The 14,402-nt window shown below is 71.9% G+C and carries 14 protein-coding genes and 2 tRNA genes; 8 read left to right on the forward strand and 8 right to left on the reverse strand.

The features are described from left to right. The first annotated feature begins 1 nt into the window (after position 1). Together cbiQ and FHG89_RS06715 are read left to right on the forward strand one after the other, a co-directional pair. A complete protein-coding gene (gene cbiQ / locus FHG89_RS06710) occupies positions 2 to 772 on the forward strand; it encodes a cobalt ECF transporter T component CbiQ (RefSeq protein WP_139583486.1) in 771 nt (256 codons plus the stop codon). Further along, positions 769 to 1,527, forward strand: coding sequence for an energy-coupling factor ABC transporter ATP-binding protein (locus tag FHG89_RS06715; protein ID WP_139583487.1), 759 nt, complete (start codon positions 769 to 771; stop codon positions 1,525 to 1,527). The genes cbiQ and FHG89_RS06715 overlap by 4 nt, the downstream gene beginning before the upstream one ends. Here the strand turns inward: FHG89_RS06715 and FHG89_RS06720 are convergent. The 4 genes from FHG89_RS06720 to FHG89_RS06735 are packed head-to-tail and all read right to left on the reverse strand — an operon-like array spanning position 1,511 to position 4,476. Continuing rightward, positions 1,511 to 2,623 (reverse strand): hypothetical protein, encoded by a 1,113-nt coding sequence (locus FHG89_RS06720; protein ID WP_139583488.1) that lies wholly within the window; start codon positions 2,621 to 2,623, stop codon positions 1,511 to 1,513. The genes FHG89_RS06715 and FHG89_RS06720 overlap by 17 nt on opposite strands. Continuing rightward, the gene (locus tag FHG89_RS06725; RefSeq protein ID WP_139583489.1) at positions 2,620 to 3,336 is read right to left on the reverse strand and encodes a DsbA family protein; all 717 of its coding nucleotides are present in this window, start codon (positions 3,334 to 3,336) and stop codon (positions 2,620 to 2,622) included. The genes FHG89_RS06720 and FHG89_RS06725 overlap by 4 nt, the downstream gene beginning before the upstream one ends. Further along, complete coding sequence (locus FHG89_RS06730) at positions 3,329 to 3,853, reverse strand: MauE/DoxX family redox-associated membrane protein (RefSeq protein ID WP_139583490.1); 525 nt, start codon at positions 3,851 to 3,853, stop codon at positions 3,329 to 3,331. The genes FHG89_RS06725 and FHG89_RS06730 overlap by 8 nt, the downstream gene beginning before the upstream one ends. Before the next feature lie 32 nt (positions 3,854 to 3,885). Next, positions 3,886 to 4,476: a sigma-70 family RNA polymerase sigma factor gene (locus FHG89_RS06735; protein WP_139583491.1), complete on the reverse strand. Its 591-nt coding sequence runs from the start codon at positions 4,474 to 4,476 to the stop codon at positions 3,886 to 3,888. A 202-nt stretch (positions 4,477 to 4,678) separates the two neighbouring features. Here FHG89_RS06735 and FHG89_RS06740 point away from each other — a divergent pair, with 202 nt between their 5' ends. The 3 genes from FHG89_RS06740 to FHG89_RS34410 all read left to right on the forward strand — a co-directional run bounded on the left by FHG89_RS06740 (position 4,679) and on the right by FHG89_RS34410 (position 8,291). Further along, positions 4,679 to 6,349, forward strand: coding sequence for a copper resistance CopC/CopD family protein (locus FHG89_RS06740; protein WP_139583492.1), 1,671 nt, complete (start codon positions 4,679 to 4,681; stop codon positions 6,347 to 6,349). A 17-nt stretch (positions 6,350 to 6,366) separates the two neighbouring features. Beyond that, on the forward strand, positions 6,367 to 7,092 hold the full coding sequence (locus FHG89_RS06745) for a YcnI family copper-binding membrane protein (RefSeq protein WP_139583493.1): 726 nt from the start codon (positions 6,367 to 6,369) through the stop codon (positions 7,090 to 7,092). Positions 7,093 to 7,241: 149 nt separating this feature from the next. Then, the gene (locus FHG89_RS34410) at positions 7,242 to 8,291 is read left to right on the forward strand and encodes a hypothetical protein (RefSeq protein ID WP_425280157.1); all 1,050 of its coding nucleotides are present in this window, start codon (positions 7,242 to 7,244) and stop codon (positions 8,289 to 8,291) included. Between the two features lie 33 nt (positions 8,292 to 8,324). On the opposite strand, the gene FHG89_RS06755 is transcribed toward FHG89_RS34410, so the two are convergent. Beyond that, entirely contained in the window at positions 8,325 to 9,617 is a 1,293-nt protein-coding gene (locus FHG89_RS06755) for a glycosyltransferase family 87 protein (protein ID WP_139583494.1), read from the reverse strand. Between the two features lie 67 nt (positions 9,618 to 9,684). Between FHG89_RS06755 and orn the strand changes: the two genes are divergently transcribed. Both orn and FHG89_RS06765 read left to right on the forward strand, forming a co-directional pair. Then, positions 9,685 to 10,281, forward strand: coding sequence for an oligoribonuclease (gene orn, locus FHG89_RS06760; RefSeq protein WP_139583495.1), 597 nt, complete (start codon positions 9,685 to 9,687; stop codon positions 10,279 to 10,281). A 105-nt stretch (positions 10,282 to 10,386) separates the two neighbouring features. Beyond that, a tRNA-His gene (locus FHG89_RS06765) sits at positions 10,387 to 10,462 on the forward strand. Positions 10,463 to 10,509: 47 nt separating this feature from the next. On the opposite strand, the gene FHG89_RS06770 is transcribed toward FHG89_RS06765, so the two are convergent. Both FHG89_RS06770 and FHG89_RS06775 read right to left on the reverse strand, forming a co-directional pair. Further along, on the reverse strand, positions 10,510 to 11,796 hold the full coding sequence (locus FHG89_RS06770; RefSeq protein WP_139583496.1) for a L,D-transpeptidase: 1,287 nt from the start codon (positions 11,794 to 11,796) through the stop codon (positions 10,510 to 10,512). Positions 11,797 to 12,049: 253 nt separating this feature from the next. Then, positions 12,050 to 13,318: a L,D-transpeptidase gene (locus tag FHG89_RS06775; RefSeq protein ID WP_139583497.1), complete on the reverse strand. Its 1,269-nt coding sequence runs from the start codon at positions 13,316 to 13,318 to the stop codon at positions 12,050 to 12,052. Between the two features lie 188 nt (positions 13,319 to 13,506). Here FHG89_RS06775 and FHG89_RS06780 point away from each other — a divergent pair. After that, a tRNA-Lys gene (locus FHG89_RS06780) sits at positions 13,507 to 13,582 on the forward strand. A gap of 294 nt (positions 13,583 to 13,876) precedes the next feature. On the opposite strand, the gene FHG89_RS06785 is transcribed toward FHG89_RS06780, so the two are convergent. Then, positions 13,877 to 14,233, reverse strand: coding sequence for a P-loop NTPase family protein (locus FHG89_RS06785; protein WP_244295211.1), 357 nt, complete (start codon positions 14,231 to 14,233; stop codon positions 13,877 to 13,879). Positions 14,234 to 14,402 lie beyond the last annotated feature (169 nt).

A 14,402-nucleotide genomic window follows, 5' to 3' on the forward strand; every position in this document is an offset into this window, starting at 1 on the left:
GATGGGTGCCGGTCACGGGCATGTGCTGTACCGCGAGTCGGACTCGCCGGTGCACCGGCTCCCGCCCGAGGTCAAGATCGTGGCGATGGTGGTCTTCACCATCGCCGTGGTGGCCACCCCACGCGAGGCGTTCTGGGCCTTCGGCGCGTACGCCCTGCTGGTGGCCGTGGTGGCGGCGCTGGCCCGGGTGGGGCCGCGGTGGCTGCTCAGCCGGGCGCTGATCGAGCTGCCGTTCGTGCTGTTCGCCGTGGCGCTGCCGTTCCTGGGCGCCGGCGAGCGGGTCGAGGTGCTGGGCCTGCGGCTGTCCGAGGACGGGCTGCACGGCGCGTGGAACATCCTGGCCAAGGGCACCCTGGGCGTCCTCGCCTCGCTGCTGCTCGCCGCGACCACCACCACCCGCGATCTGATCGTGGGGCTGGACCGGCTGCACTGCCCGCAGGTGCTCACCCAGATCGCCACGTTCATGCTGCGCTACCTCGATGTGCTGGTCGGCGAGGCGCGGCGGATGCGGGTGGCCCGGATCTCCCGGGGCGACGACCCGCGCTTCCTGTGGCAGCTGCGCGGCTTCGCCGCCGGGATCGGCGCGTTGTTCCTGCGCGCCTTCGAGCGCGGGGAGCGGGTCTACCTGGCGATGCTGTCCCGGGGTTACACCGGGCGGATGCCCGCCGTGTGGCAGGGCGACGGCGCGGCGACCACCGGCCAGTGGCTGGTCGCGGCGACAGTGCCGGTGGTGGCGGCCTCCATCGCCGCCACCGCCGTCGTGCTGACATGATCGGAGTCGTGCAGACCGCTGTCTCGCTGGACGTCCGTGGTGTCCGGTACGCGTACCCGGACGGGCACGTCGCCCTGCACGGCGTGGACCTGACGGTGCCGCGCGGTGACCGGGTGGCGCTGCTGGGGCCCAACGGCGCTGGCAAGACCACACTGGTGCTGCACCTCAACGGCATCCTCACGCCGACCGAGGGCAGCGTGAGCGTCGGCGGGCTGACCGTCACACCGGACCGGGCCACCCTCTCCGAGGTGCGCCGCCGGGTGGGCATCGTCTTTCAGGACCCGGACGACCAGCTGTTCCTGCCCACGGTGGCGGAGGATGTGGCGTTCGGGCCGGCCAACCTGGGCCTGCGCGGGGCGGAGTTGTCGGCCCGGGTCGACGAGGCCCTGGCCGCGGTGGGGATGGGTGAGCACCGGGACCGGTCGCCGCAGCACCTCTCGTTCGGGCAGCGCCGCCGGGTGGCGGTGGCCACCGTCCTCGCCATGCACCCGGAGATCCTGGTGCTGGACGAGCCGTCGTCGAACCTCGATCCGGCGGCCCGCCGGGAGCTGGCCGAGATCCTGCGCGGCCTGCCGGTGACGCTGCTGATGGTGACCCACGACCTGCCGTACGCGGCGGAGCTGTGCGATCGCTCGGTGATCCTGGACGGTGGCCGGATCGTCGCCGACGCCCCCACCCGCGACCTGCTGTCGGACTCCACCCTGCTGGCCCGGCACCGCCTGGAACTCCCGTACGGCTTCACTCCGCCGGCGTAGCCCCGCGCTCGGTGGCCTCGACCCGCGGAGCTGGTGTGGCGGCGCGGGAGGTGGCGTGCAGGCGCAGGACGCCGGCGGCTGTCGCGCCGGCGCCGGTGACGAGCACCGCCGCGACCATCACGCGGGCTGCCTCGGGCGTCCACGGCACGGGGGCGATGGACCGGGCGAACACGGCGGCGTTCGCCGTGCCGGCGAGGAGCGCCAGACAGGCCCCGCCCAGCGCGACCACGAAGTCGGCTCCCGGCCGGCGGGCCAGCGCGTACCAGCCGGCGGCGATCGCGCCGAGGCCGGTGAGCAGCGACCAGACCTGCCCGGACAGCAGCCCGACCAGCACGCCCCCGACACCCTGGGCGCCGGCGTCCAGCTCCCGCCCGACCGGGTACACCACGGCGACCGCCCCGCCGACGATCAGCAGCGCACCGAGCGCGGACAGCGCCCGTGCGCCGGCGGGGGAGGCGGCCGCGAGCAGGCCGAGCGCCCCCACGGCGAGCAGCCCCACGATGGTCACGGCCCACCAGGTGTACGCGTCCGGCGGCGGCACCCAGTCCAACGTGCCGTCGATCCGCAGCGGGTCGGTGCCGTCGCGCAGCGGAACCGACCAGTCCCGGACCCGGTGTTCGCGCTCCGGCGCGGCGCGTACCGCAGCCGGCGGAGCCGACTCCTGCCACAGGGCGCGCTGGTCGTGCCAGCGTGCCGTGTCCCCGTCGGCGATGCGCCGCCAGGACGCGGGCGCCGCCGGGTCGGCGTCGGCGGGGAGCGCCGTGTCCCCGGCGAGGGTGCGGTTCAGGTAGGTGGCCGGGGAGCGGCTGTTCTCGTACATCCCGTCCGGGCCGATTCGCAGGTACGGCTCGCCGGAGTAGCCGAGCACCTCGATCGGGCGGCCGGTGCGGTTGGTCAACTCCAGTCGGGCGCCCGCCTCGACGACGCGTACCTCCAGGCCGGGCCGGGCCGGGGTGACGCCCGTGGCCCGGGTGCGGTAGTCGGTGCCGTTCGGGGCGTCCGCGCCGTGCGCGGCGGCGGGCGCCGCGGTGAGCAGGGTGGCCGCGCAGGCGGCGGTGGCGACCAGGCCGGCGCGGGCCAGCAGGGTACGGATCACTTGCCGGCCGCCGCCACGGCCGCGGTGAGGCCCTGCGGGCTGCGGTCGGCCAGCGGCTGGCCGTTGACCAGGATGGTCGGCGTGCCGGTGACGTCGCTGCGGCTGGCCTCGTCGGTGACGTGCGCGGTCCACGTCCGGTAGGTGCCGTCCTTGACGCAGCCGCCGAACGAGCCACGGTCGAGCCCCACCCCGGCGCCGATGTCGATCAGCTCGTCGTTGCTGAGCCCGGCGCTGCCCTCCGGTGGCTGCTTCGCGAAGAGCGCCTTGGCGTACTCCCGGAACTTTCCGCCGGCCGCGGCGCAGCCGGAGGCGGCCGAGGAGCGGGTCGAGTACTCGGTGGTGGAGAAGCGGTTGAGGTACGCCACCGGGTGGTAGACGACCTTCGCCTTGTTCTCGGCGACCAGCTGTTCCAGGGTGGCCCCGCTGGTCTGCTCGAACTGGTTGCAGGCCGGGCAGAGGAAGTCCTCGTAGACGTCGATGGTGACCGGGCCGCCGCCGGTGACGATGCCGGTGCCGTCGGCGTTCGCTCCGGGCGGGGTGGTGAAGGTGTCCGACTTCTGGCTGGACCAGACGCCCCAGCCGATCACGCCGGCGATGATCAGCACGGCGACGGCGGCGGCGGAGATCCAGATCGTGCGGCGGCGGCGCCGTTCGCGGGCGAGCTGCTCGCGGACCACCCGGGCGGCGTCCCGCTGCCCCTTGCGACTACTCATCCTCGTCCTCCACAGCGGGTTCGCCGGACAGCCACCCGTCCACCGATACGGGCGTACGTGGCCAGATCAGTAGAAATCCGGCCAGTACCAAGAATCCCAGGTCGCGCAGGATCTCCGGGAGGTAACTGGGTGCCTGCCCCTGCGCCAACTGCCCACCGCTGCCGAAACAGCCGCAGTCGATGGACAGGCCGCGCGCCCACGCCGAGGCGATCCCCGCGATGAAGACCACGAGCAGCGCGACCGACACCCCCGCGCCGAGTCGGGTGGCCAGCCCGAGCAGCAGGAGCACGCCCAGCGCCAGCTCGACGAAGGGCAGCGCGGCGCCGATCACTGTCGCCACGTCGTACGGCAGCACCTGGTACGCGTTGACGGCCCGCCCGGACGCGGCCAGGTCGCCGACCTTCGACGCGCCGGCGATCAGCCAGACGGCGGCGAGGCCGAGCCGGGCCGCGACGCCGAGCCAGGGGCGGACGACGGGCCAGCGGCCGGCCCGGGTTGGGGGTGCTGTCACGCTCATTTGTCGTCTCATCTCCGCCGGAAGTTCCGCGTTCAGCCGGCCAGGGCGTCGCCGACCGCCTCGACCAGCTCGTCGCGGGCCCGGGCGACCCGGGACCGGATGGTGCCCACCGGCACCCCCTCGATCGCGGCGGCCTCCGCGTACGACAGGCCGAGCAGCTGCGTGAGCACGAACGCGGCACGCCGTTCGGCGCTCAACCGACGGACCAGATCGGTGGCGCCGAACTGCCCGGCCGGGTCCGGATGCGGCCGGTCGGTGTACGCGTTCGCCGTCAACCGCTCGTCGAGCCGGCGACGGCGCACCACGGTCCGCAGATGGTCGGCGCAGGCCCGCCGGGCGATGCCGAGCAGCCAGGTGCGGGCCGTGGAGCGACCCTCGAACGCCGGCAGCGCCCGGAACGCCCGCAGGTAGGTCTCCTGGGTCAGATCGTCGGCGCTGTCGGTGTCGACCAGGGCCGCGGCGAAGCGCCAGACCTCGGCCTGGGTCAGCCGGACGAAGGCGGCCTGAGCGGCGGGATCACCGTCACGGGCGGTCAACGCCCACTCGGTCGCCGGATCCCGGACGGCGTCACCGGTCGGCTCGGCCGGACCGGAGGCGCCTGTGTCACGCGGGACAGGGATCACGACAACCCAGGTTACGCGGCGCCCGGCGGAGCGTCAGGGTCCTTCGGCCCTTGGATGGTCTGCGCCACGTCGGGAACTTTTCCCCGCGCCGCGCCGACTACCTGCTCATGACACGCGACCAGGTACGCGCGGCGCTGGCGGCTGGGCGCAGGTGAGCGGTTCACCCGCCTCGGGTCGCCGAGAGCCACGCCGGTCGGCGACCATGGCCGGCATGACTGTCGCCCCCCGCCGTTGGATCACCCGGCTGGCCGCAGCCGCCGGTCTCCTGGTCACCGTCGTCGCCCTGTTGATCGCGCCGGCCACCCCCGCCAGCGCCCACGCGGTGCTGTCGAGCAGCAGCCCGGCAGCCTCCGCGGTGGTGCCGAGCGGGCCGTCCGAGGTGGTCCTCACGTTCACCGAGTCGGTCCGCAAGGTCCCCGACAAGGTGAGGGTGATCGCGCCGGACGGCTCCCGGGCCGACCGGGGTGAGCCGTCGTTCGACGGGGCCGTGGTGACCATCCCGGTGGACCCGTCCGGCGAGCGCGGCACCTACCTGGTCACCTTCCGGGTGATCTCCGCCGACAGTCACCCGGTCTCCGGCGCCTTCACCTACTCGGTGGGCGCGCCCTCGACCCCGCCTGTCGACGCCGGCAACGACAGCCGCGCCAACCCGGTGGTCGTCAACGCGGTGAAGGTCGCCCGTTTCCTCGGCTACGCCGGCCTGGTGCTGCTGGTCGGGCCGGTGCTGGTGCTCGCCGCGCTGTGGCCGCGGCGGCTTCCCCGGCGGGGGCCGAGCCGGCTGGCCTGGACCGGCCTCGGATTGGTGGCCCTGGCCACCATCGCCGACCTGTGGTTGCAGGTGCCCTACACCGCCGGTGGTGGCATCTTCGCGGTGACCGGCGAGGGGTTCGGCAGCGTGTTCGGCAGTGCCTTCGGCGCCGCCCACCTGGTCCGGCTCGGCCTGCTGGCGGCCTCGGCGTTCCTGCTCCGGCCGATGCTGGCCCGCCCGGCCGGCCGCGCGGACGCGATCATCCTGGCCGTGCTGGGCGGGGCCGCGCTGCTGACCTGGCCGCTGGCCGGGCACCCGGCGGCGTCCCCGGCGCCTGCGGTGTCGGTGGTCGTCGACGCGGTCCACCTCGGCAGCATGGCGGTCTGGCTGGGCGGTCTGCTGATGCTCGGCGGTTTCCTGCTGCGCCAGGCCGACGAGCGGGAGCTGGGCGCGATCCTGCCGATCTGGTCCCGGTGGGCGGCGCTCGCCGTCTCGGCGCTGCTGCTGGCCGGCACCGTCCAGGCGTTGATCGAGGTGGCCACCCTCGACGCCCTGGTCAGCACCACCTACGGACGACTGCTGCTGGCCAAGATCGGCCTGTTCGCGATCGTCATCGCCGTGGCCGCGTACTCCCGGCAGATGGTGCGTCGACGCGTCGCCGCGCAGCGGCCGGTGCCGGTGCGCCGGGCGGTCTGGGTGGAGCTGGCCGTCACCGCGGTGGTGCTGGGCCTGTCCGCGACGTTGGTGCAGACCACACCCGCGCGGACCGCCGTTGCGGAGCCCGCCGGCACCCAGGCCGAGCTGTTCACCACCACCCTGTCCAGCCCGCTGTACTCCCTGCGGGTCGAACTGGACCCGCAGCAGCGGGGCAACAACTCGATCCACCTGTACGCGTACGCCCCGGACAACCAGTCGCAGCCGCTGCCGGTGGCGGAGTGGAAGGCCACCGCGGCGCTGCCATCGGCCGGGATCGAGCCGATCGACGTCCCGCTGCTGCCGCTTGTCGACAACCACGCGTACGGCGACGTCAGCCTGCCGGCCGCCGGCGACTGGCAGCTGAAGATCACTGTCCGGACTACCGACATCGACCAGGCCACGGTGACCGCCACCGTGCCCATCCGTTAGAGAGGCTCCCGAAACCCATGACCCGACTCCGGCGTACCGCAACCGCCGCTGCCGCCCTGGCGTTCACCGCCGTCGCTGTCCTCGGCTTCGCCGGGGCCGCCTCCGCCCACGTCACCGTGAACCCGAAGGAGGCCACCCAGGGCGGCTACGCCCGGCTGGCGTTCCGGGTGCCCAACGAGAGCGACACCGCGTCGACCACCAAGCTGGAGGTGGTGCTGCCGGAGAACGCCCCGGTCGGCTCGGTGTCGACGCAGCCGGTGCCCGGGTGGACGGTGGCCGTGGAGAAGCGCAAGGTGGATCCGCCCATCGAGGTGCACGGCAGCCAGATCACCGAGGCGGTCTCCAAGATCACCTGGACGGCTGCGGGGGACGCCGCGGTCAAGCCGGGCCAGTTCCAGGAGTTCGGGGTCTCGATGGGTCCGCTGCCCAAGGTCGAGTCGATGGTCTTCAAGACCCTCCAGACGTACTCCGACGGCAACGTGTCGCGGTGGATCGACGAGCCGCAGCCGGGCGGCGCGGAGCCGGAGAAGCCGGCGCCGGTGCTCACCCTGACGGCCGCCGCGCCGTCGGCGTCGGCCGCGCCGGCCGCCGCCGTGGCCTCCCGCGACGACGATGACGACGACGAGGGCGACGGCCTGACGGTCGGCCTCGCGATCGCCGGTCTCGTCGCCGGTCTGGCCGGTCTGGCGCTGGGTGGGCTGGCGTTCGCCCGGACCCGCCGGGATCCGGCCGCCAGGTCCTGACCCACCGCGCAACCGCTGGCCCGCCGGACATCCGGCGGGCCAGCCTGCTTTTCGTGGCCGGAACCGGTCGTGCCGTGGATATCCCCTGATCAGACGGTCGACGTCGGTAAGGTCGGCCGGGTATCTGGCTACGGAGGGGGACGGTGCGAATGCGTTTCGTGCGGGCGATCGCCGGAGTGCTGCTGTTGGTCGTCGGGATTCCGGCGCTGTTCGCCGGTGGGGCGCTCTGGCTGGTGACCCGGCACGCCGACCCTGGTGGGGCCTTCGCCGCCCGCTTCGAGACGGTCCGCACACCCGGGCACGCCGTCGTCGTCGGCGACCTCGACCGGCTGCTGCGGCAGGAGGCGCCCTTCGCGCGTACCGCCCAGACCCGGCTGCGGGTGGACGCCCGCACGCCCGACGGCCCGGCGTTCGTCGGCCTGGCGCCCACCGCCGAGGTGCGCCGCTGGCTGGAGTCGGTGCCGCACGCCACGGTCCGCCGCGTCGCGTTGGCGCGGGGTCCGCTGCCGGTCCGGCTGGACCCGGCCGGCCCGACCGTCGTACCGGCCGCCGGCGAGCCAGCCAGCCCGCTGGGCCGCCCCTTCTGGGTACGCGAGGGAATCGGCTCGCTGGAGTGGACGGCCGACGACCTGGCCGGCGAGCCGATGAGCCTGGTGGTGATGCGCCCGGACGGCGGCGCCGACCTCGCGCTGGATCTGCGGGCGGAGTTGCGGGCCACCTGGACCGGCCCGGCGACCTGGGGCCTGCTCGCCCTCGGGGTGCTGCTGGTGGTGGGCGCGGTGCTGCTCCTGCTGCGACCACAGCGTCCCCGCGAGGTGGTCTTCGTGGTCGAACCGGACCAGGTGCCGGTGCTCGCCGGCCGCCTCGGGGTCACCTCGCTGAGTGGCCTCGGCGTCCGGGAGCACGCTGCGGCCCCGCCGATTCCGGCGGTGCGGCAGCTCGCTCCGGTCGGCTCGGGGGAGCGACCCCGCTCGGCGATCGGTGCCGAGCCGGCCCGCCCGGCCACCCTCGCCGACCTGGAGGCGCCGGCGGAGCGGCCCCGCCCGCCCGAGGTGACGTTGAGTCTGGCCTGGCCGCCGTCGGGGGCCGAGCCGACGGCCCGGCCGGTGGCGGTGGACGAGACGGCGAGCGGCCCTCCGCGCTGCCGACGCGGAGGGCCGCCCTCACCGGGGGATCGGTGCTACCCGAGCGACGCTTGAGGTAGATGAGACCAGATTAAACCGTGATAGCGGCTACTGGGGATGTCTGTCCATTTGGTGCGATTTTTCCTCGGGCTGCGGTTGGTCCACTTGCCGGCGGCGCACCGAGCGCACCGGAAGGGCCGCCAGCAGCACCAGACTGAGGAGCACGTACGTGTTCTGCGTGACGAAGTCGACCGGGTCATGGGTGCGGACCGGTGCGGTGCCCCACTTCTGGAACGTCACCACGCCGTAGACGACCACGGCGGTGGCGACCAGCGCGAGCCCGGTCAACCACCGGCGTCGGCGGGCCTCGTCCGGCCGGTCCGCGCTCAACGCCGCGTCCGCGAGCAGCACCACCGCCGGCACGAACCAGTAGATGTGGTGGGTCCACGTGATCGGGCTGACCAGGGCGCCGACCAGGCCGGTCAACGTCAGGCCGGTCAGCAGGTCACCGGCCCGGGCCGCGCGGGCCGCCCGCCACAGTCCATAGGCGGCGACGACGGCGACCACCAGCAGCCAGAGCGGCCGGTCCGGCTTCTCCGGCGCGGTGAACCTGCTGAGCAGACCGAAGAGCGACTGGTTGCCGACGTAGTCGGTGCGGCCCACCCGGTCGTTGTCCCACAGCTCCCGGGTCCAGAAACGCCACGAGTCCTCCGGCGCGATCGCCGCCGCGAGCAGCGTCGCCGCCGCCGCGGTCGCGCTCGCCACCACCGCGGCCCGCCACCGTCGGGTGGCCAGCAGGTACACGATGAAGATGCCGGGGAAGAGCTTGAGCGCCGTCGCCAGCCCCACGCCGACCCCGGCCCACCGCCGCGCCTGCGGTACGGCGAACAGCAGGTCGGCCAGGATCAGCACCACCAGCAGCATGTTGATCTGCCCGAAGGTGATCGTCTCGCGGGTGCTCTCCACGGCCAGCACCAGCAGCACGGCGACGGTAAGCGTGAACGCCCGGGGCAGGTGGTGCCTGGCGATCACCGGCGTCACCAGCCAACGGGTCGTCACCACCACGGCCAGGATGGTGAGCACCGTGAAGATCGTCACGGTGGCACCGAGCCGCAGCAGCCCGAACGGCCACAGCAGAAGGGCGCTGAACGGCGGGTAGGTGAAGTACAACTCGCCCTGCACCCGGTCCGGCTGGACGTAGTCGTAGAGCGGGTTGCCGGCCGTCCACCAGTCCATGGCCGACATGTAGATCTTCAGGTCGAAGAAGTTGTGCACCAGCCCTGGCAGGTACAGCGCCGGCAGCACGGCGGCCAGGGCCACCACCGCCACCAGCCGACGGACCGTACGGCCGCCGGGATCGTCCTCGGTGATGGCGGGCGGAGCGACGGGTTCTGCTGGCACTTGAGAAACCCTAGCGGTCTGCCGCACCCGGAGCGCGCAGCCACGGGGTGTGGGCTGCGCGTAGGCTGTGCCGGTGGCTGAACTCCTCGTCTGGATCGACTGTGAGATGACCGGTTTGGACCTCGGCAGCGACAAGCTGATCGAGGTCGCGGCACTCGTCACCGATCCCAATCTCAACGTGCTGGGTGACGGGGTCGACGTGGTGATCCACGCCGACGAGGCCGCGCTGGAGGCGATGCCCGAGATCGTCCAGACGATGCACGCCAAGTCAGGCCTCACCGAGGAGGTCCGCCGCTCGACGGTCACCCTGGCCGAGGCCGAGGACCTGGTGCTGGAGTACGTCCGCACCTTCGTCAAGGATCCGCGTACGGCGCCGCTGTGCGGCAACTCGATCGCCACCGACCGGGGCTTCATCGCCCGGGACATGCCCCGCCTCGACGCGCACCTGCACTACCGCATGATCGACGTCTCCTCGATCAAGGAGCTGTGCCGCCGCTGGTACCCCCGCGTGTACTTCGGGCAGCCGCAGAAGGGCCTCGCGCACCGGGCGCTCGCCGACATCCGGGAGAGCATCCGGGAGCTGGAGTACTACCGGCGCACCATCTTCGTCCCGCTGCCCGGCCCCGACGTCGAGACCGCCAAGGGCATCGCCGCCGAACTCTGACCCCTCGGACGCCGAGCCGGGAACCCGCTGGACGTGCCCGGCCGCGGTGTGGCTATTATTGGTCCGCACCCCGCCCGGGGCGAACGACCGGGCGACGGCGGCATGGTGGCTGTAGCTCAGTTGGCAGAGCACCGGGTTGTGGTCCCGGTTGTCGTGGGTTCAATTCCCATCAGTCACCCCAACGGAAAGCCCCCTCCATTCGGAGGGGGCTTTCGTCGTTCCGGTCGCTCAGGCGGTCGGCGTGGGGGTGGGCGTGAGCGCCCCGTCCGGCGTCGGCGAGGTGTCCGGGTCGGCCGGCGGCTCGTACGGCAGGGCGCTGCCCTTGACGTACTCGTCCCAGCTCATGTTCCAGTCGGTCCAGCCGTTGCCGTTCTGGAGCTTGCGCTCGGTGCCCTTGACCGTGATCGGGTCACCGATCTGGGTGTTCTTGAACAGCCAGTCGCCGTTGGCCATCGACACGTTCACGCAGCCGTGCGAGACGTTCACGCTGCCCTGCTGGCCCTCGGACCAGGGCGCCGCGTGGATGAACTCGCCGCCCCAGGTGAGGCGTTGCGCGAAGTCAATCTTGGTGCGGTAGCCGTCCTCCGGGCCCAGCTCCTCGAACGTGTCGAAGACCGTCTTGCGCAGCTTCTCGATCACGACCATGGTCCCGCTCGACGACGGTGTGCTCTTCTTGCCGAGGCTGACCGGGATCGTCTTGATCACGGCGCCGTTGCGGGTCACCGTCATCCGCTTGGTCTTGTTGTCCACAGTCATGACGACCGCGGCGCCGATCTTGATGTCCACGGAGAGGTCGGCGCGGCCGTACCAGCCCGCACCCATCGGCAGACCGCCGGCCTGCACCCGGTACGAGACCTTGCTACCGGTCTTCCAGAACTCCTTCGGCCGGTACCGGACCTCGGTGGGGCTGACCCAGTGCCAGATGCCCTCCTGGGCCGGCGTGGAGGTCACAGTCATCCGGCGCTGCACGTCGTCGCGGTAGTCCTCCGGGATGGCCCGGTCGAACTTCACGATCAGCGGCATTCCGACGCCGACGACCTGGTTGTCGCCGAGGAAGCTGCTCACCCGGATCTGCTTGCCGGGCTTGGCCATGGTGGTGAAGGTGCTGGTCGCGGTGGCGGGGCGCCCGTCGTCTCCGGTGGCGGTCACGATGGCGGTGTAGCTGGTGCCGTACTCCAGCGCGCCGGCCGGGAGCCAGGTCTTGCCGTCCGCGGCGAGCTTGCCCTCGACGGCCTTGCCGGCCGCGTCCTTGAGTTCGACTGTCGTCTCCTCGGCGTCCTTCGTGGTGAAGGTGATGCCGGTGGACGCCGGTACGTCCTTGGCGTCGGCCGCCGGTTCGCTGATGGTCGCCGCGGCCTTGGGGGCCGGGCTCTCGCCGCCGCCCTGCCACGAGGACGGCTTGCCGCCGCCGTCGGTGCAGGCGGAGGTCAAGGCCAGCGCCACGGCGAGCAGCCCCGCCGCGAGCACGCGGCGTCGCCCCCGGGGCCGGATCAGCTGGTCCTGGCTAGCTCGCATGATGTCCTCACAGTCGTGGTCCCTGACCCATCGTCTCTTAAAGACGCGCCGGAACCGGCCCCGGTTGCCGAGGGTGAACCGGAACACGCCGACCATGATGCCGGAACTTTGCTACTATCCGGCGTTTCGTGATTCGGGCTCGTCTTCATGCCAGGTCTGAGGGGTCGCCGCCGCCGTCGTCGCGTCGCGGGCAGTGCAAGGGTACGCGCCGGCCCGTGCCGTCGGCAGGGCCGGCGCGTAGAGACCGGACAACTCAGAGCGCCGGGCCGGACCCGCCCTTGGGCACCGGCAGCGCGCTGCCCTTGATGAACTCCGACCAGCTCAGACTCCACGCCGTCCAGCCGTTGCCGGCGGCGATCCTGCGCTCGGTGCCCTTGATCGTGATCGGGTCACCGATCCGCGTCTTGTCGAACAGCCACTTGGCGTTCACCATCGACACGTTCACGCAGCCGTGCGAGACGTTCTGCCGCCCCTGCACGTGCTCGGACCAGGGCGCGGCGTGGATGTACTCGCCGCCCCAGGTGAGCCGCTGGGCGAACTGGATGTCGGTGACGTAGCGGTTGGCCGGGTCCGGATCGTCGCGGGTGTCGAAGACCGTGGCCTCCTTCTTCTCCATCACGACCATCGTGCCGCTCGACGACGGGGTGCTCTTCTTGCCCAGGCTCACCGGGATGGTGCGGATCAACGCGCCGTTCTCGTACACCGCCATCTTCTTGTTGGCGTTGTCGACCTTCATCTCGAACGACCGGCCGATCTTGGCCGTGGCCTTGCGGTCGATGTCGCCGTACTTGCCGTTGCTCAGCGGCATGCCGCCCAGCGCGATCCGCACAGTGATGGTGGTGCCGGGCTTCCAGTACTCCGGTGCCCGGTAGTAAGCCTGCGTGCCGTTGCTGACCCAGTGCCAGGCGCCCGGCTGCGGCGGGTCGGTCTTGACGAACATCCGCTTCTGCACCGCCGCGCGGTCCTTCTTCGGGATGCCCGGGTGGAACTCGGTGACCACCGGCATGGCCACCCCGTAGCTCTTGTCGTCGAACAGGTACAGGCCGGACCCGATTGTCGACTTCGGCTTGGCCATCGTGGTGAAGCTGCTGGTGCCCTGGCTGCTCGTGCCGTCGGGCGTGCTCGCCGTCACCGTGGCCGTGTACCGCGTGCCGTACTTCAGGGGAGTGGACGGCACCCACGAGGAGCCGTCGGCGCGGAGCTTGCCCTCCACCGCGCCCCCACCGTCGGCCGTCAGGGTGACCGCCGAGACCTTCGCGCCGTCCGGGAGCTTGGCGCTGATCTCCGTACTCGCGGGCCTGTTCTTCGCGCCGTCCGCCGGGCTCAGCGTGAGCGCCGGCCCGCTCGGCGTCGCCGGAGCCGAGGGCGCGGCCGAGCCGGACTCGGCGCCCACGCTCGCCTCGGACGACGTCCCGCCCACGAATTCCGGCTTCTTCTGCTCGTCGCCGCACCCGGTCAGTGCCAGCGACGCCGCCAGGGTCAGAGCGCCCACCACCGCCCCGGCTCGCGTGAACCGTGCCATCCCCACCTCTGTTCTCGCGTACCTGGCGGACATCGTGCCGTATCAGCGCCGCCACCCACGCCCCGGAGTTCCGTACGCTGGTGCCTTTGTAGCCATATGCCCGGTAAGCTCGACCGAAGGGGGGAGCCGGGCAACCGGATTGGAGCCCGGCTCGACCGGGTGCTAATCTTCTCTCCGTTGCCGATCGAGCGCCGCTAGCTCAACTGGCAGAGCAGCGGACTCTTAATCCGCGGGTTCGGGGTTCGAGTCCCTGGCGGCGCACCAACGAGCAAGGCCCTGACCTGGTGTTTAACACCGGATCGGGGCCTTTTTCGTGTCTGGTGGTGGTGGATGGTCGCTCGGTGGGTGCTCGGGAGCCGTTGGACCCGACCATCGTGTTCATGGACGCATGGGTCAGGGTCCCGGCTGTCTCTCCTGTCGTAGGCGATCGAGGTACCTGTTGGCGTGGCGTCGGTTGGTGAGAGTGATCAGCTGGACGTGTGACCCGTGATCACGCAGCAGGCTGCGGACGCGGGGTCGCATGGTGTGCCGGTAACCGAGGATGTAGCGAAGGAAGTTTCAGGTGATCCGGTCGTAGACGCCGTCGGCCCGGTGTTGGCCGCCGCGGTAGCGCCACCGTCGTTGGACGGTGCCCCACAGGCATGCGGCGGCGGGTAAATCGAGGAAGATCACGGTATCGGCGGCGGCGAGCCGGATGGGCAGGCTGCTGGCGTAGTTGCCCTCGATGATCCACCGCTCGCCGCTGACAAGCCTCTCCTGTTTGGCGGCGAACTCGTCCCTGGGGAGCGGCGTCCAGTGCTCGTCGTAGTAGATCGCGTCGAGGTGGACCAGCGGTACGTCGAGGATCCGAGCGAGCTCCCTGGCAACTGTGGATTTGCCGCTGCCGCCGCAGCCGATGATGGCGATCCGATCCACGTCTTCCACGGTAGGGCCGAGGAGGCGTACTCCGGCGGAAGGAGAGTCAGCGGCGCTCGGATCCTGTGCTTCATCACATGGGGACATGGTGAGTGCCCATCGTGGTGTTCCGGATGCCGCCGCATGGGTCAACTCTGAGGTGAGCGCCATCGACTCGACGTGTCGCTGA

Source organism: Micromonospora orduensis (assembly GCF_006228125.1).
GTDB classification, from domain to species: Bacteria; Actinomycetota; Actinomycetes; order Mycobacteriales; family Micromonosporaceae; genus Micromonospora; species Micromonospora orduensis.